Annotated in this window: 14 protein-coding genes and 2 pseudogenes; 5 read left to right on the top strand and 11 right to left on the bottom strand. The window is 59.5% G+C overall.

Translation table 11 applies throughout. The features are described from left to right. Positions 1–97 precede the first annotated feature (97 nt). Positions 98–583: pseudogene (locus CDI09_RS15825) on the bottom strand (alcohol dehydrogenase catalytic domain-containing protein); the annotation flags it as partial. A gap of 100 nt (positions 584–683) precedes the next feature. Here CDI09_RS15825 and CDI09_RS15820 point away from each other — a divergent pair. After that, complete coding sequence (locus CDI09_RS15820) at positions 684–1,097, top strand: winged helix-turn-helix transcriptional regulator (RefSeq protein ID WP_172155720.1); 414 nt, start codon at positions 684–686, stop codon at positions 1,095–1,097. A 154-nt stretch (positions 1,098–1,251) separates the two neighbouring features. Then, the gene (locus CDI09_RS15815; RefSeq protein WP_236944613.1) at positions 1,252–1,857 is read left to right on the top strand and encodes a nuclease-related domain-containing protein; all 606 of its coding nucleotides are present in this window, start codon (positions 1,252–1,254) and stop codon (positions 1,855–1,857) included. Here CDI09_RS15815 and CDI09_RS15810 read toward each other — a convergent pair. The 9 genes and pseudogenes from CDI09_RS15810 to CDI09_RS15775 all read right to left on the bottom strand — a co-directional run bounded on the left by CDI09_RS15810 (position 1,851) and on the right by CDI09_RS15775 (position 16,588). Next, a complete protein-coding gene (locus CDI09_RS15810; RefSeq protein WP_078524636.1) occupies positions 1,851–2,285 on the bottom strand; it encodes a hypothetical protein in 435 nt (144 codons plus the stop codon). The genes CDI09_RS15815 and CDI09_RS15810 overlap by 7 nt on opposite strands. 221 nt (positions 2,286–2,506) lie before the next feature. Next, positions 2,507–3,661 (bottom strand): annotated as a pseudogene (locus CDI09_RS15805) (transposase). Beyond that, positions 3,630–4,028, bottom strand: a complete 399-nt coding sequence (locus tag CDI09_RS15800) for a hypothetical protein (RefSeq protein ID WP_078524637.1) — start codon at positions 4,026–4,028, stop codon at positions 3,630–3,632. Before CDI09_RS15800 ends, CDI09_RS15805 begins: the two are co-directional and overlap by 32 nt. Positions 4,029–4,254: 226 nt before the next feature. Next, positions 4,255–4,878, bottom strand: coding sequence for a hypothetical protein (locus CDI09_RS17930; RefSeq protein ID WP_146220924.1), 624 nt, complete (start codon positions 4,876–4,878; stop codon positions 4,255–4,257). A gap of 1 nt (position 4,879) precedes the next feature. Beyond that, positions 4,880–7,114, bottom strand: a complete 2,235-nt coding sequence (locus CDI09_RS15795) for a hemagglutinin repeat-containing protein (protein WP_078524638.1) — start codon at positions 7,112–7,114, stop codon at positions 4,880–4,882. Positions 7,115–7,320: 206 nt separating this feature from the next. Then, a complete protein-coding gene (locus CDI09_RS15790; RefSeq protein WP_078524639.1) occupies positions 7,321–7,935 on the bottom strand; it encodes a carboxypeptidase-like regulatory domain-containing protein in 615 nt (204 codons plus the stop codon). Positions 7,936–8,133: 198 nt separating this feature from the next. Then, the gene (locus CDI09_RS15785) at positions 8,134–14,232 is read right to left on the bottom strand and encodes a two-partner secretion domain-containing protein (protein WP_078524640.1); all 6,099 of its coding nucleotides are present in this window, start codon (positions 14,230–14,232) and stop codon (positions 8,134–8,136) included. Next, positions 14,229–15,965, bottom strand: a complete 1,737-nt coding sequence (locus CDI09_RS15780) for a ShlB/FhaC/HecB family hemolysin secretion/activation protein (RefSeq protein ID WP_078527720.1) — start codon at positions 15,963–15,965, stop codon at positions 14,229–14,231. The genes CDI09_RS15785 and CDI09_RS15780 overlap by 4 nt, the downstream gene beginning before the upstream one ends. Positions 15,966–15,994: 29 nt before the next feature. Beyond that, a complete protein-coding gene (locus tag CDI09_RS15775) occupies positions 15,995–16,588 on the bottom strand; it encodes an invasion associated locus B family protein (protein ID WP_167370173.1) in 594 nt (197 codons plus the stop codon). A 696-nt stretch (positions 16,589–17,284) separates the two neighbouring features. On the opposite strand from CDI09_RS15775, the gene CDI09_RS15770 reads away from it, so the two are divergent. From CDI09_RS15770 to CDI09_RS15760, 3 genes are all read left to right on the top strand, one after another. After that, positions 17,285–17,563, top strand: a complete 279-nt coding sequence (locus CDI09_RS15770) for a hypothetical protein (protein WP_078524642.1) — start codon at positions 17,285–17,287, stop codon at positions 17,561–17,563. Further along, complete coding sequence (locus CDI09_RS15765) at positions 17,554–17,961, top strand: RrF2 family transcriptional regulator (RefSeq protein ID WP_078524643.1); 408 nt, start codon at positions 17,554–17,556, stop codon at positions 17,959–17,961. The genes CDI09_RS15770 and CDI09_RS15765 overlap by 10 nt, the downstream gene beginning before the upstream one ends. 176 nt (positions 17,962–18,137) lie before the next feature. Continuing rightward, entirely contained in the window at positions 18,138–18,641 is a 504-nt protein-coding gene (locus CDI09_RS15760; protein ID WP_078524644.1) for a MucR family transcriptional regulator, read from the top strand. 251 nt (positions 18,642–18,892) lie between these two features. Here CDI09_RS15760 and CDI09_RS18670 read toward each other — a convergent pair whose 3' ends face one another. Further along, on the bottom strand, positions 18,893–19,450 hold the full coding sequence (locus CDI09_RS18670) for a hypothetical protein (RefSeq protein WP_236944614.1): 558 nt from the start codon (positions 19,448–19,450) through the stop codon (positions 18,893–18,895). Between the last annotated feature and the right edge of the window lie 465 nt (positions 19,451–19,915).

Here is a 19,915-nt window from a genome sequence, read left to right as displayed (position 1 = left end):
CTTCCATCAGGCGGTCCAGGAGGTCTTTATCAATGCTCATGCGGGGGCTCCTCTTCGAGCAATTTATCACCACACCGCACAAAATTCAGGATAGTCCCACGCCGCCCGCACCCCCGATAATCAGCACGGCTGGCTTCACGCCGGGGACTGGCCGACGGATATCCAGGCGATCGAACAGCATCTCCCAGGCAGTGATCGCTGTCAGCGGCAGGGCCGCCGCTTCAGCCCAGTTCAGGGAACGGGGCTTACGGCCGACAATCCGCTCGTCGACCAGGTGGAATTCGGCATCGGTTCCCGGGCGATCGAGCGCGCCTGCGTAGAAAACCTCATCCCCGATGGCAAAATCCATGACTTCAGGCCCGGTGCCGACAACGATCCCGGCGGCGTCCCAACCCAGAACCCGCCATTGACCCGCATCCGGCGTCGCGCTGCGGCGGACTTTTGTATCGACCGGATTGACCGACACAGCCCTGATTTCCACCAGGAGATCCCGCCCTGAAGGAACAGGCTTCGGCAGATCGATGTCCTGAAGGGACGCGGGATTGTCGATCGGGAGAGGCGTCTGGTAACCGACGGCGCGCATGATGTCTGCTCCTGTGTTGATGAAGGAGAACAGTGAGCATTATGCTGGGTTCAGACAAGAACGCACTTTTAACGCCCATAGTATCGGAAATGATACCGTCATGGCCCGTATCCGGCATAAATCACTTGATTGCAGTCCCGGCTGTGCCGTTGAAGCGACGCTTCAGCTGATCGACGGGAAATGGAAAGGAGTGATCCTCTACCACCTGCTCGAGGGAACCCTGCGCTTTAACGCGATCCGCAGGCGCCTGCCCAATATCACCCAGCGCATGCTGACGGCGCAGCTTCGCGAACTGGAACAGGACGGGTTTGTGCTGCGGACAGTCTACCCCGAGGTGCCCCCGAAGGTGGAATACAGCCTGACGCCGCGGGGACGGACCCTGGAGCCGGTCATCATGGCCCTCAAGAAATGGGGGGACGAGAATACCGGGTTCAGGCGGGATCCTGAATCCCCTGCGGAGCTGGACGAGCCTGCCGCCGATTGTCCGGTCTCCTGCGTTCAGGCTGGCGGTTGAGCGGGCACTATTGGTGATCCGCATCCACGCTGCAGACATGTACCCGGCCCCTCACCCGGAACATACGCGGTTCCCAGTATTTCCCATCCCAGTCGCATGACGGACAGATATACGGGACACGCTATCGGGCCATGGAACCACAGGGGGAGACTGCGTGGCAAGACTTCGACGTCGTCGCGTGAAGCCTCCCGGCAGATGCCGGCTGACGGCCCATGAGGCGCAGGTCTGGCGGTCCTTTCGCGCCGCCATCCAGGGCGAGAAAGGAGAGAGCGCCGTAGCCCATGTGCTCGACCGGAGCGGCCTGGCCGTGCTGCACGACGCCATGCTGCCGGCAGGTGGCGGCAGGACGACCCAGATTGACCACCTGTTCCTCAGCTCGAGAGGCATCCATGTCGTGGAGACAAAGCAGTATGGCGGCGAACTGACCGGACACCCGGAAGATGAACGGTGGCGACAGCGTTTCGCGGGCGAGACGCCCGACGCCCCGCCCCGGCTGATTTACAGCCCGGTGATGCAGAATGCCGCCCATTGCCGGGCCATCTACGCGCTGGCCCGCCTCGTGGACCCGACCATCCAGGTCTTCAGCCACGTCGTGATGACGGGAACTGCGATCCTGTCACCGTCGCTTGTCGCCTGCACCCTTTCCCTTTCCGAATTGGAAGCCCTGCTGCACGATCTTGAGCGAAACGTGCCGCGAAGCAAACTGACTGACGCATGGCGGCGCATCGGGCTTGCCTGCCATGCCAGCGGGCATCAGTAAGCGGCCTCCCTGTCGAGAAAATCGAGTAGTTCCGCGATTTCCGCAGTTGAAAGCATGCGCCCACGACAGTCCTCGCTATCGCGGGGAAAATCGAGCGGCTCGCCGCCAAGATCACGGTTGCCGGCACTGATCCAGAGTACCCGCTCCGGCTCCTCGGGATCATAATCAAGGCGAACCCCGAGGCCATCTCCAAGGTCGATGAAATCGGAGAACAGGTCGTCCTCACACCGCAGCGGAAGCGTGCCGATTTCCACACCGACCCACCTGTCCGGAAATCTGGCCCGGAGAAAGTCGGCGAGCTGGCGCGTATGCAGCCTGAGATCCGCCGGGTCCCGGACGGGCGGCGGTGGCTTCAGGGGCTGCAGGAAACCCGCCCCGTCATCATCCCAGTCATCAGGCTCAATCGGCGGCACTGGCTTTTTCGCCATAAAACAGACGTCCTTCGACCAAAAGAAAAGCGATTCAAGATCAAATCGTCGGACGGAACCAGTCTATTTGATTCCAGTTCACGTTGACAAAAGACCTATTGGTCTGGGGTAAGATTTGTTTCACCGATTGTCGTGGCAAGGCAACGTAGTGTAGTGGGCTTATGATGGTTTTGTGGCGACTGTCAGGAATTTCATGCGCGATGCGTTGTTCACATAGTTGATCAGACGGCAGCGCGGGCGAAGCGGTCACCGACGAGAATGGCGAACCGGGCCTTTGCCATGGACCATTCCCTTGGAGGCATGATCCATTCTTTCTCAGCTCGGTTCAAGGCCAGGAAAAGGAGCTTGAGGAGCACGTCGTCATCGGAGAAATGCCCTTTGGCCCGGACGGCCCGCCTGAGCCTGGCTTTCAGCGCTTCTATGGCATTGGTCGTCTAGACCAGTTTTCGGCCGTCGGCAGGGAAGGCGTAGAAGGGAATGACCTCCCCCCTGGACTGGACGATCGCTGCATACTTCCGGCTCCAGGGACTTGCAGCAAAGGCGGCTAAGACGGTTTTGCCAGTCTCGGCGTCCACCGCACGGTAGATATCCTTCAGAGCCGTGACCACGGATTAGCGGTCTTTCCACGCGACGAATCCAACGAATGGCACAGCAGATGAACGATGCAGGTCTGCGCTAGGGCTTCGGGGAATACGGCACGGATGGCGTAGTTCGTTCATGACACGGAGCCAGAATTTGGCGCCCTCGTTTTGCTCGATCCACGGGCCAGGGGCCTCCTCCTTCGTGCCGTCGGCGCGCACGCCCAGGGCGATATGCACCGCCTTGTTGTGCATCAGGCCTTCACCGCGGATCTTCACCCACAGGGCATCGAAGAACACCACCGGATAAACCGTCTCCAGTGGCCGGATCTGCCAGACTGCCACTTCGTCCAGAACGGCGTCGGTGATGACGCTGATCAGGTCCGGCGAAGCTTCCATCCCATAGATTTCAAGCAAATGGCCCCGGATCTCACGCACGCTCATCCCGTGCGCATACATCGAGACGATCCGATCATCGAAACCGGGAAACCGCCGCCGGTCGCGCGCAATCAGTTGCAGATCCAACATTCCCGCCCGATCGCGCGGGATGTCCAGCCGCACCCGACCGGCATTCGTCAGCATGGTCTTCCGCCCGTAATCATTGCGACAGTTCGGGCGGCCGACCATAGCCTCGCCGTCCAGATGGTAGTCCAGTTCGGCGTTGAGCGACCGCTCCGCCAGGGCTTTCTTCATATCGTCCAGAAGGGCCTCTGCTTTCGACATCGTGCGGACCACGCGACCAGCCAGAACCTGGTCCAGAACACCATCAGGGAACGCGGGCTTCTTGGGTCGGGCCATGATGCTTCTCCTCCCTCAGCATCACACCAAACACACGAAATTCAGGATAGGCCCCATTGAGGGCAACATTGCCTCCCGCCTCGACGGCGCTGCCATCAAGCGTGATATCCCCGCTGTTCGTGAGGCCGCCCTTCCCCGGCGGCAGGTAAACCTGCATCTGCACCACCTGCTGGCCGTTGACCATGACGGTCACGGGCCAGACAAGGGGCACCTGCAACCGGGCCTGCTGCGCGGCCGTCAGGGCAACGCCGGCCGTCAGACCCAGGCGGGAAGAGGCGAGATAGGCGTTTTCCTCAAGGACACGCATCTCCTCGGCGCTGACCTGCGCCGTGCCACCGGTAAAGATCTGGCCGCTGGCCCCCATCACCTGCTGGGGCAGCGTCTGCGTGTCATAGCTTTCATCCTGCAGGAACTCGTAATCAGTCCTGTCCGTGCCCAGAAGCGCAAGATCCGTCAGCAGGCCACCTGCATTGGTCAGGTCAGTCCGTCGCGAGCCTGATTGTGGTCATAACCATTATCCCAGTCGCAGCAAAAAAGCACTCGGCTTATGGAAGAAGTAGCAAACATATCTTCAATAATTTATGCTTCAAGAATCACGGTTTGCATGTTTTATCCAATGCACCAACCCAAGATACAAATGGAACCGTCTGCCCCTCAATAGTTTTTATTTTCTGCACTAAAGCAATGTGCCCTCTCTGTTCAGGAGTAGAATTATAACCAGTCACAATATACCATGTCCCAGCGGGGAGATTAGAAAAAATAAAGTGCCCTGCAGACGTGCAGATTGCAGCACCTGCATCGGGACAAGAAAAATGAGGTATAAAATTAATAATTGACGAATCGACCCACCGTGGATCGTTTATGTTTTTATAGCTATGCAATCTTAGGCTGTAAATATACATTTTTTTAGATAATTTATGCATATATTCGCTTTCTGGCAGAAGATCTATCGTAAAACTACGCTGAGGATGCTCTACAGATGATCCTATATCAGGATAAGACGTATAATACCCATCCGGTATCTTATAAGTATTATATTTTGTAAATTCTGCACCACTAACACATCCTTTTATAGTCGAATTTCCTATTTTACGTGCCCATGAAACTTCATCACTATTAAATGGAATTCTTGGAGGCTCCGGGCTTACGCATCCACACAATGGGGATAACGCAATAAGTGAAGAAAATATTAATTTAATATTATGATTTTTTATCATTTTATATCCTTTCTTGATCGGTCAAGTCTTTATTACTCTTCATGGACTTGACCGCTTTTGAATCCTTGTACGCGGTATCGACTGAATTTTCAAAACTGTTCGTTAGGGACATGATCTCGCCCTCTTCATTCGCATCAAAATCATTATTGATCGCATGGTTCGCATCTGATGGATCACGAGACACAACACCTCTTGTAGATCCGGAATTAATTGTAATATTTGACCCAATAGAAGAGAGGCTGTTCGATGAAGTCATGCCAATTACTGGTGCTGCTAATCCGCTTACATTAGCTCCGCCATCAAAAGTTTTTCTTTTCGTATTTGGTAGCCCATCGTCCGGACCTGTATTTCCACCACTACCAATATTTCCATATGATATACTGGCAGACGCACCTGCATATTCTGATCTGTTCTGCTCATCATTGGCTGTCAGGCTACCGGTCGTGACCGTATTGCCGGATCCTGCCGCGCTTTCCATGATGCCTGCATTGAGGGTCGTGTTGTTAGCCACTTTGACATCAAGCCCGCCCTGACCCGCGTATAACCCGGAAAGACCACTGGCTTCTGTTGAAGTGTAGGTATCATACAGGACACCCGCCGAGGCGTTGACCGAAAAACCCATCTCGCCACCGGTACCATAGACGGGAATGGCAAAGCTGACGCCCCCGCTCTCATTCGTGCTGAGATAGCTTGCCGTATTCTGTGCCGAGGTAATGTCCAGGTTGCCCGCCGTCACGTCCACGGAACCACCGGATATCTTGGCCCCGTCCAGCGTCGTGCGGCCTGCCCCATTATCGATGGTTACATTCTTTGTACCTGAGACTGTCGTATCAACCTGCGTGACACTTTTAGAATCCGTGTGGGAATGGGATGCACTGAGTTGCCCTGTAACACTGACCCCCCACTGCAGATTGGCGTTCAGCGAGGCTGTCGCCCCAACAAAAGCGGACAGGGCCGTCTGGCTGATGACCGTATGCGTGGTGTCCTGCCCCGACTGAAGCTGAATATGGCCCGGCGCCGCCAGCGTGACAGTTTCACCCGACAGGCTGGCTGCGGTGGCAACAATATCCCCGGCACTCCTGTCGGTCGCAGGCACCGCCCCGGTCGCGGTAATGGTCAGTCCGTCACCCGCTTCCGCGACCGATCCCTGCGCTGTTGTCGAGGTCGTTTCCGATGTCTTGTGATTATCTTCAAAGCCGACTTCTGCCTGCACGCCCACCAACTCGATATTGGCTCTTGTGACATTTGGTGACGTTGACGCCAATTTGGGGTCTATAAGCGTCGCGACAGTTTCCCCGATACTGACCCCGCTCTCAGCCGTTGACAACGCATCAACGGACTGGCTGGCCATATCCTGGTCGCTCGCAGTCTTGGCTGCCGCCAGGGCAAGGTTGGCAATCCGCCCGACAAGGGAAGTATCCGACAGCCCGACCTGCACGCCAATAAACTTGAAATCACTGGTCTGCTTCGTGCTGGAGACATCGGATAGCGCGTTGAGCGAGACGGATGACCCGGTCACGTTCAGGTCTTTTGCAGCCGACACCCCGGAGGCATTGATGGCCACCGGGCCATTGGCCGCGATGTCGAGAGTGCCCGCTGTGGAGGCGATCATACTCGGGTTCCACGTCGTGCTGCTGTCACTGACGCTCTCTTTGGAATCTCCATACCCCACATGAGCCTTCGCACCATCAGTATCGAAATAAAGTCCTTTGGTTTCCTTTTCGTAGTAGGATTGGGCCGTGCTCTGAAGCGCGTTCTCCGTAAGGCTGCCGCCCGCCTTGAGCGCCACGTTGCCACCGCCCGCAACAGTGCCCGCCACCGACATATCCCTGCCCGAGACCATGGTGACATTGTCATTGGCCGCAATGGTGCTGCCGATCTGGTCCGTCGAGCTTTCACTCAAGGTCGTGGTGGTCCTGTTGAGGAGCCCGTGCCTGACGGTGCGGGTATAGGAGGACTGGCTGTCGGTCACCGCGTTGAGGGTCACGTTGCCCGTCGCCATCAGCGTGGCCGACTTCCCGGCGGCAACGGTAGAACCCGCCAGGGTCAGGTCACCGCCAAGGGCGGCCATCTGCACATTGCCCCCGGCACTGACCGTCGTGCCGAAGTTTTCCGTCTGGCTGGCCCGATGGCTATAGTCATGCTGTTCCACATCGGTCGCAGCCGTGCCGGTGGCCTGCATGGTACCGCTATTGAGCACGCTGACGCCTGACAGCGTAACGTTCTTCGCGGCCATCACAGCCCCGCCCGAAAGGGCCTCATGCCCCGCGACCGATTCATTCGACCATGCTCATTTGGATTCATGTTATGAAAATTCAAGTCCAGTACGCATAGCCATGAATAACTGGCCACAAATTTCAATACGGCACGACTGCACTGCATTGCCCATGCTGTCAGGGCATATAGATGACAAAACCTGACAGTATCTGGACAGTAATGGTCTTACCACAGCCTCACCCTATGTCGCCACGAAGGCGGGTAATTCCAGTCATGCTTCAGAGTGATGGACGTAGTCTGGCCCGGCTGGATCCGGATTTCCTTGACGGCAATATTCCCCTGCCAGATATCTGTCACTGCATACCAGATACCAGCAGGTAGGTTAGCGAAGGTAAACTGTCCGTCCGCATCACATGTCACGTGCCTAACGAATGGCGCAACCTCAGCAGACTCCACCTTGGGTCCGGTCATCGTACCGTAACGGAACATATGATCGACCACAGGATCGGACGCCGGACTTTGCGGTAGCAGTTGCACATCACGCCCGGCGCAGGTGTATGTGTGCCCCTTGTTAAGAATAAGCGATCCGCCTCCGCCAGGCATGCGGACCTGATTATCATCATCAGGGACGAATATGGATGCCGAACCGATGATGGTCGCTGTCCCCTCTTTTGTAGACCACGACATATCCCACGCAGTAGGGGGTGCGCGCATGGAGTCAGAATCTGGACCTGAATGACATCCAACAATAAAAAAGAGCGGCATAATAAGCATATATTTTTTCATACGGATTGGTTTCCAGAAATATTTCTCATCGTGGAAAAAATGTTCATATTTCATGATATCTCATATATTTATAAAAATAAATTGTACCATTGAAATATTAAAACAGAACTTCATATTACTATGGTCTGCTATGCATGGAAATGTATAATGGCTGTCATTATCGCCCCTTTCACGGCTTGTACAGGGTGCCAGCGTTTGCAACGATGCATGACGCCCTGCCATCGGCCTATCTTCTGTTGCTGCCAGGTTTTGCTATTTCACAGGCAACTGCGTTGCAGAACTCTTTGAAGACCCTGCGGCACCACCGAGTGCATCATGTGCAACTGGTGTTCCGCTCTTCTTGCTGCCGTGGACCTGCTTATAGCCGTTATAGGCCGTCCATCCAGCTTTCTGGGCAACTGTCTCGGCCACATTGGTCAGTGCCAGAATATTACTTTCCGTGCTGGCGTTAAAATCATTGGCAATGGCCTGGTTGGCGGTGGTGGCATCACGCGAGAGGGTGCCAGACGTGGTACCCACATCCACCGTAATGTTCGAACCGATCGCCGATTGGCTTTCTGTCTCATGGGAACTGGCAACCGCCGCCGCTGATCCCTGGAAGGTGCCACCATCAGCAAAACCTTTTGTTTGAGGCACTTTATCAATACGACCCGTCTTTCCTCCACCCGTCAGGTTACCGAACGAAAAGCTGGCCGAGGCTCCGGCATAGTCGGAGATATTCTTCTCCCCGCCAGCCGTGAGACTACCCGTCGTGACATTATTGAGCGAGGGTGCCGCCGTGCTGGCGATCACCCCGGCATCAAGGTTGGTATTACCTGCAACTGCAACGTTGACCCCGTTGTTACCAGCGTAAACTCCAGATAGCCCACCGCCTTCCGTCGAGGCATAATGATCCTGAAGAGCACCTGCCGAGGCATTAACCGAAAAGCCTTTTTCGCCCCCAACCCCATAAACCGGGATCGCAAAACTGAAGCCGCCACTTTCTTGGTCGCTGGCATAGCTAGCCGTGTTCTGTGCCGAGGTAATGTTCAGATTGCCTGTCGTTACATCCACGGAACTGCCCGAGACCTTTGCCCCATCCAACATGGTGGCTCCTCCTGCGTTGTTGATGGTCACATTGTCTGTGCCCATTACGGTCGTATCGACCTGCGTGGTACTGCGCGCGTTGCTATGGGCATGGGAGCCGCCGAACTGACCGGTAATACTGACTCCCGGCTGCATATCAGAACTGAGAGATACCGTTGCCCCAACAAAAGCCGACTCGGAAGATTGCGTGGAGGTGGTATGCGTAGTGTCCTGACCGGACTGCAGGGTCACTGTTCCCGGCGCATTCAGCGTGACGGTCTGCCCGGAAAGCTGCGATGCGGTGGCAATGATATTGCCAGCACTGGAACCCGCAGCGCCTGCGGTCTCCCCCGTTGCCGTCACACTCAGGGCGTTCCCTGCAGCCGCGGTAGCGCCCTGCACGGCAGTGGTGGTGGAACTTTCGGTCTGCCGGTTATGCTCGAACCCGACCTCGGCCGAAACCCCGACGAGTTCAACTTCCCCGCTTGCAGCATCCTTGCTCAGGGCCTGCGCGATCGACAGACCGGCTGAAGCACCAGTGATCCCAATCGAAGCCGCATCAAGGGTCAGGTTCGCCGTATTCTTGTCATTCGCAGCCTGAGCCGCACTGAGCGCCATATCCGCGACTTGCCCAACCACGGAATTGTCCGACAGGCCTGATTTCAGGCCGATAAACATGGAGTCACTGGTCTGGGATTCCGTCGCGACATTATTGAGGGCATTGAACGACACGGATGAACCCGAAACATTCAGGTCTTTCGCCGCCGCAAGCCCCGAGGCATTGATTGCAACCGGGCCACCGGCAGTTATGCTCAGGTTCCCTCCCGTGGACCCGATTTCACTCGGGGTCCAGGTCGTGCTGCTGTCATTGGCGGTCTGGACCGATTTGCCAAAGCCCATCTCGAACCCGGCACCACTTGTTCCCAGATAGAGGCCACTCGTCTTTTTGCTGTAGGCAGACTGCGCAGTACTCTGCAGTGCACTCTCCGTAATACTGCCGCCCGCCTGCAATGTTGTATTGCCGCCGCCTGCTATGGTCCCCGCGACGGACATATTTTTTCCGGCGACGATGCTGACATTTCCGTTGGCCGCGATCGTACTGCCAATCTGACTGGTGGAACTTTCGCTTTCCGTAATGGTCGTCTTGTTCAGCAACCCGTGGCTGACGGAATGACTGTAATAGGACTGGCTGTCTGTCACCGCATTGAGGGCGATATTGCCCGTGGCCTGCAGCGTGACATCGCCCCCCGCCTCGACGGCGCTGCCATCAAGCGTGATATCCCCGCTGTTCGTAAGGCCGACCTTCCCCGGCGGCAGGTAAACCTGCATCTGCACCACCTGCTGGCCGTTGACCATGACGGTCACGGGCCAGACAAGGGGCACTTGCAACCGGGCCTGCTGCGCGGCCGTCAGGGAAACGCCCGCCGTCAGACCCAGGCGGGAAGAGGCGAGATAGGCGTTTTCCTCAAGGACACGCATCTCCTCGGCGCTGACCTGCGCCGTGCCACCGGTAAAGATCTGGCCGCTGGCCCCCATCACCTGCTGGGGCAGTGTCTGCGTGTCATAGCTTTCATCCTGCAGGAACTCGTAATCAGCCGTGTTCGTGCCCAGCAGCGCAAGATCCGTCAGCGGGTCAGGGGCGGCGATCAGGGTCTGGCTGGGCGGGAAAAGCAGATCCCATATCGAGACCGGCTGCCCCGCCGTTACGGATACATTGCCTACGGCAGCCAGAAGGGTGGGCGTATTGGAGGAAGATGACCCGGATCTGTAATCATCACCTCCACTGAAAATCCCGTCCTTGTCACGCGAATAGGTCCACCCCGAAGTATCGGTCGTGGCGGTCAGGCTCACATCGCCGCCCACCGTTACCGTGGCGTCCTGGGCTGACTGCGCGCTGCCCTGCGCCGACAGGCTGCCGTCAGCAACGACCGTCAGGTCGCCTGTGGCGCTGAGGTCACTGCCCTGCTGCTGCGAGGCCGAGGCCGTATTGGTCGTCGTGATCGTGGTCGAGCCCAGGAAGCCGGTTGTGTAGCTGGACGTATTGCTGCTGTACTGGCTGTCGGTCGTCGCCTGCAGGGTAATGTCGCCTGCGGCCATGACGGTAGCCGTGCCGCCAGCACTCAGGCTGCTCCCTTCCATCGACAGGTTGCCGCCAAGGGCAATGGCCGTAACATCCGTCTTGCCCGTAACCGTAGTGCCGTAATTCTGCACGGCGCTGGCATAGGTTCCGTCCCCCGATGCCGCGGAATTCGACGTCAGGGCGCCAAGGTCGATCCCACCATTGGAGGTCAGAGACAGGTCGCCGCCAGACGTGATGGTCCCGCCCCTGACCGAGATCCCGTCTTCCGCGCTCAGGGTCGTGGCGCCCCCTGACGCAAGGACTCCCTGCACCGCCTCATACTGCTCCGGGCTGCCGCCCTTGCCGACAAGGACACCCGCATCCGTGATTTCTCCCGTTGCGGCAGAAACCGACAGATCATCGCGCGCGGAAACGGTGCCGGTATTGCTGACGCTGTTCCCCGTCAGGGTCACGTCCTGTCCGACAATCTCACCCTGCGTGACGGATACCTGATCCGCCGTAGGCAGATAGACGTGGGGCGCCAGCACCGTCTGGCCATCCACGCTTTGCGGCACGTACCACAGGATGGGCTGGGTCAGGCCAGCCTTCTGGGCACTGGTCAGAGCGGTACCGTATGTCAGGCCCAGCGTCTGGGCCTCGGTGGCGGCATTATTGAGCAGCGTCTGCTCCTGCGTGCCGGTCACGGTGCCGATACTGGCCTGTCCCGTGCCACTGAAGACCTGGCTGCTGGCGTAATCGGCATCTACCGCGCCATTGCCCAGAAGGGGCGGGGCCGGGGTTGTCGGTGTCGTGGTGGCGGCGGGCGTACCATCCGTGCTGCCGGATGCAGCAGTACTGGCGGAACCACTCTCGGTTCCCGTGGCAGCAGCCGCTGCGGCTGCCGCCTGCTCGGCAGCAAGCTGGGCCTGCAGATAGGCCGCTCCATCAAGCGTGGTGCTTACGCCGGTATCGAACAGGTAGCCTGATGCTGTAGCGCTGCCACTGGCCTGTCCCGACACGAGCTGGGTCAGGCTGTCGAACCGGGCTGCGCCACTCTCCTGGCCGATCGTCCCGATCAGGGCCTGCTGCAGATAGGACTGGCTGGTGGTATCCGCACTGACCATGCTCATCCCCGCCGATACGTCATTGGTGATGCTATCGGCCGTAACCGTCACATCACCCGCCGCCCGGACCACGCCGGACTGATTGACAAACGCCGTCGCTGCCGCGGTCGCGGCGGGAATGGCCACCGTTTCGTCTGAAGGGCCTGACGTGGCGGATGCGGCCTCATCACCCGTGCCCGATGTCTCCGTGCCGGAAGAAGAAGCTGCTGGAACCGGCCCGTTGATCACCACGTCCCCGGACCGGGACTGAATGGTCCCATCGGTATTGGCAAGGGTTCCCGGCAGGGTGATGCTTACCCCGTCATCCCCCGACAGCAGGCCGGTATTGGTCACGTCACTGGCGGCCGTTACGGCAAGTTTCCGGGCGGATGTGATGGCCCCGGCATTGTCCATGCCGCCAGCACTCACCGTTACGTCGCCTGCCGCCAGAATCCCGCCACCCAAACCGGTATCATAGGCGCCCCCCACATCAAGCGTCGCCGCGCCACCCGTGACAAACCGCATTGCACCGACAAGGTCGCCTGCCGTGGTGAAACTGACCCCGCTGCTGCCCAGCATAAGCCCCGTGCCGGTGGCCGAGGTCGTGGCCTGACCCGCCAGCGCGCCAGCGCTGGCCATCGTGCCGTCATTGTCCATGGTGGCGGTGCTAAAAGTCAGGTCGCCGCCCTGCGCGACAATGCGCCCGCTATTGCCCAGGGCCGTGCTGGCAATACTGATGGCCTGGCCGGACTGGATGGTACCGCCGTTGCTGATGCGCGTCGCGTTGACCTGTATGGCCCCCGGAGCGGTAATGCCGCCGGCCGCCCCACTGCTGTAGGTTCCGCCCACGGTCATCGCGACCTGCCCGCCCGATGCGAACTGCAACGCCCCCCCCAGATCACCAACCGCCGTAACGGAGAGGTCACCGCCGCTGCTGACCTTCCCGTTTCCGGTTCCGGTCCCGTTGACCCGGACCGTCACGGGACCGCCCGCCGTCAGCGCGCCGTCATTATCCAGCGTTGTCGTGGTCACATCCAGCGTGCCCTTTGTGGCTGCAACCCCACCTGACGCCGTGGTCGTGAGCCCCTGGCTGGACAGGCTGGCATCCTGTGCCGCCTGGAACGTGCCGCTGACCGTTACCGTGCCGCCGGATGCAAGCTGGGCATTGCCCGTAGAGGTCATGTTGCCGTTGAGCACCAGGTCGCCGGCATCGGTCAGCGTCATGTCCCCGGCATTGGCCGCCATGGTGCCATCGACCCGCACGCCCGCACCGGCCTCGTTGACCACCATGTAGATCCGGTTGGCGTACATCCCGCCAAGAGCCGCCGTATCAATGGCGAATTCCGGCGTGCTGCTCCCGTCAGGCGTCAGGGGATGCGCTGCATTCGTACCGTAATCGACGGTATTGCGGCCTGCCACGATATTGGCGGTCTGGGCATTGACCTTTGCATTGAGGGTAACGGAACGCGACAGGATGTCGAGCACAGGCACGGTGGTAAAATCCCCGCCCTGCCCCGAGAAGGTGATATTGCCGTTGCTGACCGTAAAATCCTTCAGGCTGCCATTCGCATCAAGCTCCGGCTTGCCGGTCACCAGGGTGACACGCGCGGTATTGATGAACCCGCACCCGGCACACGTAATGCCGTTGGGATTGGCCACCACTACCGAGGCCAGGTGACCCGCAACTTCCGTATAGCCCAGCATCTGTGTCGGCAGGGTACCGGTCACCTCGTTGAGGATCAGGCTGGCGGCATGACCATTGAGATTGGCGTTTCCCGCGATTTCCCCGCCAAGCTTTGTCTCGGTCGCGGATGTCGCATTGTTCAGGATTACGCCGGTATCCGGCACGCCGTATTCGAGAAAGTCGTTATGCGACACGCCTGCCGCATTCGGCGTGGCGATATTGACCTGGTCGATGCCGTTCTGGGTCTTGTCCAGCGTCGGCTCGGGACCGCCGGCATGGGGATCGACCACGATCTGCGGCTCCGCCTGCTGGGCCGAGGCCATGGACACCGTCGAGGCCAGGAACAGGGAGGCTGCGGCAAGGACATGCACGCAGCACTGAAGACGTGACGGATCTGGAATGATGTCGGGCGCGGCGGTCCTGCGGGGCGTCTTCATCATATCTTCGCTCCAACCTGAAACAGCGGGATCAGCCCTTCCGAGGGAAGCGGGCCGGTATACATGGAATGGGTCAGGGAGACGTTCCAGAAGAACGGCCCCGTGGTCTTGCGCAGCCCCAGGCCGCCGCCCGCCATCTCGCCCCCCCGCAGCGCGGGCGGCGTCGAGGACGAGGCTAAACCCGCGCGCACGACACCGACATCAAGGGCGGCATAAAGCTGGGTGCCCTCGATGACGTGGCGGCAGATGAAGGCGAACTTCCCGCACTTCAGGCCCTTTGTGGGCAGCTGCCACGAGAAGTCGTTGCGCATGTAGCCGCCGTCATTGCCCAGCAGGACCTGTTCGAGGAAGCCGCGCACGGTATACGGGCCACCGGCCTGCAGTTCATTGGTGGGGAACTGGTCGCGCGTGCTGTATTCGCCGTGCAGCGTGGTGTGCCACAGCACGCCGCGCGTGAGCGATTTGTAGCCGTCGATATCCAGCGAGGGCTTGAGGTAGGACGAGTGCGGGTCCTGCCAGCCGGGACGGGTGAAGTTCGACCACGTGCCCGCGCCATCCACCGCGACCTTGAGGCCACCGGTGATGTACCACACCCCGCCCCAGCCCTTGAGCGATTCACTGACCTGCACGTTGACGAAGGCCTGCCGCGCCGTCTCGGTGTCGATCACCGTATGGTTGATCTCCGAGCCGAACGACTTGCGCTCGTAGCTGGCCTGGAAGGTGGTCACGCCAATGCGGTTGCGCAGCAGCACGCGCGAGATGCCAAGACGCCAGTCGCGGCGGCTGCCGCCAAGGTGGTAGACATCGGTCAGGGCCAGCAGGGGATAGTCGTCCTGCGAGCGCCACCACGACCCGAACACGGTCCAGTAGCCGAACGGGATCGACCCGTTGACCGAAAGATACGACGTGCCGCGTTGCCCGGCATGGCCGACAAGCGAATGGTCGTATTCCACAGACCACAAATCCAGCAGCCCCAGCGGGTTTTCCGCCGTGAGCATGGCATGGCCCGTCTTCTGGCCGGTAATCTGCTGGCCGTAATTGTCGAACCAGACCTGACCATGCAGCACGCCACGCTTTGGCGCGGTGACGACCACGGTGGACACCCCTGCCTTGCCGCCGGGTGCGATGCGCATGCGCGCGCCCCAGTGGCTCAGCCGGTTCATGTCCTCGATCCCCTGCTCGAGATCCCGCAGGTTGAGGATCTTCCCATGCAGCCCGGGGAAGGCCATGACGGTCGCCAGCCGGGCCGGGCGGCCCTGTAACTGGATACCCGCCAGTTTCCCTTCGATCACCACGATCCGCAGGTGCCCACTGGAAAGCTTCTGCTCGGGCAGGTAGGCCCGCGAGGTGATGAAACCCTGGCGGATATAGGCGGCATTGAGCGCGTTGATCAGCCCGTTGAGATCGCGCACCGTCATGCAGGTGCCGACATGGGGACCGGTGATCGCATCCGTCGTCGCGCGCGACAGGTTCTGCGCGCCTTCGACCGTGAGGTCATGCACCGTAACACAGGTTTTTGATGCCTGCGGCAGGGCGGACGGCCTCTGGATCTGGATGTCGTTTGACGGTGGCGGCAGCGCGTCAAGCTGCTCCTGGTGCTGCTCGAAGCGCTGGAACTGGTCCTGCGACGAGCCCGGCCCCGCCGGCATCACGCCGCCGGGCAGGCCCGGCACCTGGGCCATTGCTACACCGGGCAGCGCCATCATGGCCGCCGCCGCCCCAACCTGCCAGCGCATCACGCGCATTCCGGACTATGCGGCCGGCTTCAGGCAGGCGCTTTCTGGCTGGACCAGGTCTCGATTGCGCCAAAGGCGTCGGAGAAATGGCTCATGTCGTAATTGATCGTGACCGTGCCGCCGCCCTGCGCGGGCACGCGGCTGACGCGGATGTGGCCGGTCCTGCCCGCCTTCAGTGCCGTGATCATGGCGGGCGTCGCCTGCAGCGTCGACAGGCAGCCCGATGCGTTGCACACCAGATAGGGCAGGCTGACCGGCTTGCCGTTATCCATCGACAGGGTGGCAGGCTTCGTGAGGTCGAAGCCCAGCGGGGTCATGACGCTCAGCTCGTAGGGACGCGCGGTAATCGCCACCTTGTCCGTCGCGGCCCGGGCGACGATCACCATGCCCAGCGGCACGGTCTTGCCCTGCTGCTGCATGCTCAGCTGCTGGGCCGCCACGCACAGCGAAGCCGCGCGTGTCGCGGGCGCATAGGTGCAGTTGGCCTGCCAGGTGCCAAAAGTCTGCTGCGTGGTGATCGGCGAAGGCTGGGCCGGGGCCTGCGGAGAAGCAAGTGCCCCTTTTGCAGGCGATGGCGCGGCAGACGGGGCTGCTAACGTTCCTGCAGCATGGGATACGCCCATCAGGGAAGCAGAAAAAAGAAAAGCACAAGCCACGGCCCTGAACTGCATCAGTAACCCCCTGAACGGTCAGCCTGACCGGCGATCACCGGTCGGTCCTGAATTGAATGGAACGTCGCGTTTAAAACGACATATTTCGTCATTCATGGATACAGTTTGGCATAGACGGCCGCAATAAAAGAATTCATTCAACAAGATACTGAATAACGGCCTATTTGATACATTTTATACGAAACTCCCCTGATATAATCAGGGAGACCAGCTGGCATACTCGTCTGTATTTCTATAGGCAATAACAGTTATTTACATAAATACCCAGGCGCCATGACACTTGGAGGACGCACAAACCACCCCGTGGACAGCCATGCCCCCCGAACCAAGACCACCGGCGCCAACGTCGGCGCTGCGGATGGGTAGCGCAGCCAACCGGGCTGTGATATCCTGAAACAGGCGCGTGATAACGCCTTTTGCACTGAGGCGGCCTCCTTGTCGGGTGGCCTGCCGAATACAACACCCGGACCTGTGTCCAGCGGTGAACGGAGAGATCTGTTCACTGTCGTGGAAATAGGCAGGGCGTGGCTATGCCTCATGCAAACACGTTATCACCCGCCCGACGCCAGGGCGGGCAGGAGGCGCATGCCTGTCATTCGTTCCGACCAGACTGTCGTCGCGGAACGGACGTGAGAAAAGAGCGGATGAATGGCAGTTACAGCAAACACGCAGGCCCATGAGGCCGTGGATCCGAACGTCATGATGGTGGCCTTCCTGCGCGAATACGGGCTGCTTGGCGCCAGGGAACGGGCGCGACACCATGTCGGACGCTGCGTCGAGGCCGGCCTGGCAGATGACGCCGCCTTCTGGATGCGAATCAGCAACCACCTCGAAAACGTGGCCTCCTCAGACTATGGTCCCGGGAGCCTTTGCTCGCCTTCCGGACTGATCAGCCCGACTGACGGGCGACCAGGCTCATGCGCCTGACCCTGCGTACGGAGCACGCCTTTCGCGTGCTGATTGATCTGGCCCGCCACGGACACACGCAAAATCGCATGACGGTCCGGCACATCTCCGAGCGGCACAATATCTCCCACAACCATCTCGTGAAGGTCGTCAACGACTTGTGCCATCATGGTATCCTGGTGGGAACCAGAGGCCGGAACGGCGGCATCAGGCTGGCCCGGCATCCGAAAGACATCAATATCGGGCATATTGTCCGTCTCATGGAAACCGAAAGCGAGGTCATGACCGGTTGCGCGCCACTTTATGGCAGGCCCTGTGTTCTGGCGGATACCTGCCGTCTCCGTCACCTGACCAGAGAGGCGACCGATGCTTTCATGGCCATCCTGAACGGCATGAGCGTACAGGATCTCCTGTCATGATACGACCCCTGCGTCATTCACGACTCCACTGCCTGTCCGTTCTACTGTCCATAGATTGCAGGATAGCTTCCTCATGGCGATGATACCGCTTCAACTCGCTTGAAAATACGCTGAAAACGGGTAGGCCTTCATGCCTTAACAGCGACTGTGAAAAGAAAGACCGCTAGGAGACGACCATGACTGACCACGAGGCACTCTTCTCTGAATCCACGACCCTACGGAATATTACAGTCAGGATTGTTACCGCCTATGCAAGCCGGAACAAGATCTCGGCGGACATCTTGCCAGAACTTATTTCCTCGGTGTTTCAGACTATCAGCCAGCTTGGCCGCAAAGTAAGTGAAACTCCGAATCTTGTCCCAGCCGTACCTGTAAAGAAATCCGTCTTCCCAGATTACATTGTCTGTCTGGAAGACGGGAAAAAGCTGAAAATGCTTAAGCGCCATCTTCGCTCAGCCTACGACATGACGCCCCAGCAGTATCGCGAGAAATGGGGCCTGTCAGAGAACTATCCAATGGTAGCCCCCACCTATGCGGTTCGACGATCTGCCTTGGCACAGGAGATCGGACTGCGACGGGCTATCAAGGCACCCGCAGAAATTTCGGAAGCTTCAGAAATTGACATACCCGTCACGCGCCTTCCAGAGAAGAAACAGGGACGCAGGCCAAAGCTGACCTGATGAACCAGGCCGGTAGAAAGCCGGTAGAAACATGATACGAATATGGATCATCACGCTCGCAGCGGGGGCGTCACGATAGACAAAGCAACACGACAGTCCCTCGTTCGGGTGCATGTCGGGGTGGAACGCCAGCGATCGTTTTTTTGTCTCGCCTGTGCCACGTCCTACCAGTGCCATCGCGACACACCGCTGTTCTGGCGTCCGACTGTCAAGGACTGGCGCAAGCGCGCGCGGAACGGGAAGATCGCCGGTCATAGCTCTTCCAGCCCTTCCGCCACGCAACCCGGGGAGGTGGTGATCTTACCGGTCGAGAGCAGGATCGTCGCCGGATAGGAAAGATCCCAGTTCCCAAGCCGGCCTTCCCAGCGTCCATCGATAACCAAGCCGACAGGATAGCCCGGCCGCTCGTAGAGGCGGACTGCACTTTGCGGTATCGGGGGATCGTCTTCTGCCCGCGCCAAACGCTGACGCAGGTGGCGGTTCCAGATGGTCCGGGCCGGGCGCGACCAGGCAAACGTCCGCGAAAGGTCTGCCTTCATCGCCAGACGCGCGATCCCCCGATCCGCATAGTCTGAAACAGATCCCATGACCCTCTCCTGTGTGAGATGATCCTGCGCGCAGGACCGTTCGGCGCCCACCTCTGTGGCACGCCAGGCGTAAATGACGATCATCCCGTGATCGTCGGCGAAGGAGGCGATGCGGCCTGCCAAGCCCTGGCCTCGAGCCATCGAGGCCGCGCGTTGCCCCGCAATCGAAGCGCCACGTAATTCCACATATCCGTCGCCACCCTGGCATAGGCGTTCGGGCATGCGCGCAGGCCTGCATATATCTGGACAAAGCCTGCAGCCCGCGATGCCGTCTGCCCGGTGAGCCGAAAGGATTCACGCTGGCTCACAAGGACATCCCCGGCGATGAACCTGAACGTGGCCCGGCGGGCTTGCCCACAGGTTCAGACGAAGCAGGCAATGATGAGGCCGAAATCCGTGGCCCCCGCTGCGTGCCGTGCGCCTCGGCCTGACCCAGCCATGACGGGGAAACCGTCTCCGGCTGCGCTTTCGCCCCTGAACCCAGGACTTCGGACAGGCGGCACAAGGGCGCAACGGGAACAGAACCTGCCTGCATTCCTTCCCTGCGGGTCCTCAGGACCGCATTCCAATCCTCTCCCGGCCCTTTCGGAGATGGGGTGGTTGCCGTCCTCCCCGCACGGCATCGCAATGTGCCAGAATGGTCGTTGGAAGAAACGACTGCGCGAAAGGACGGCAGATGAAGGATAC

It is taken from the genome of Komagataeibacter nataicola, from assembly GCF_003207795.1.
Lineage (GTDB): Bacteria > Pseudomonadota > Alphaproteobacteria > Acetobacterales > Acetobacteraceae > Komagataeibacter > Komagataeibacter nataicola.
This window is presented reverse-complemented; position numbering and strand designations above follow the sequence as displayed.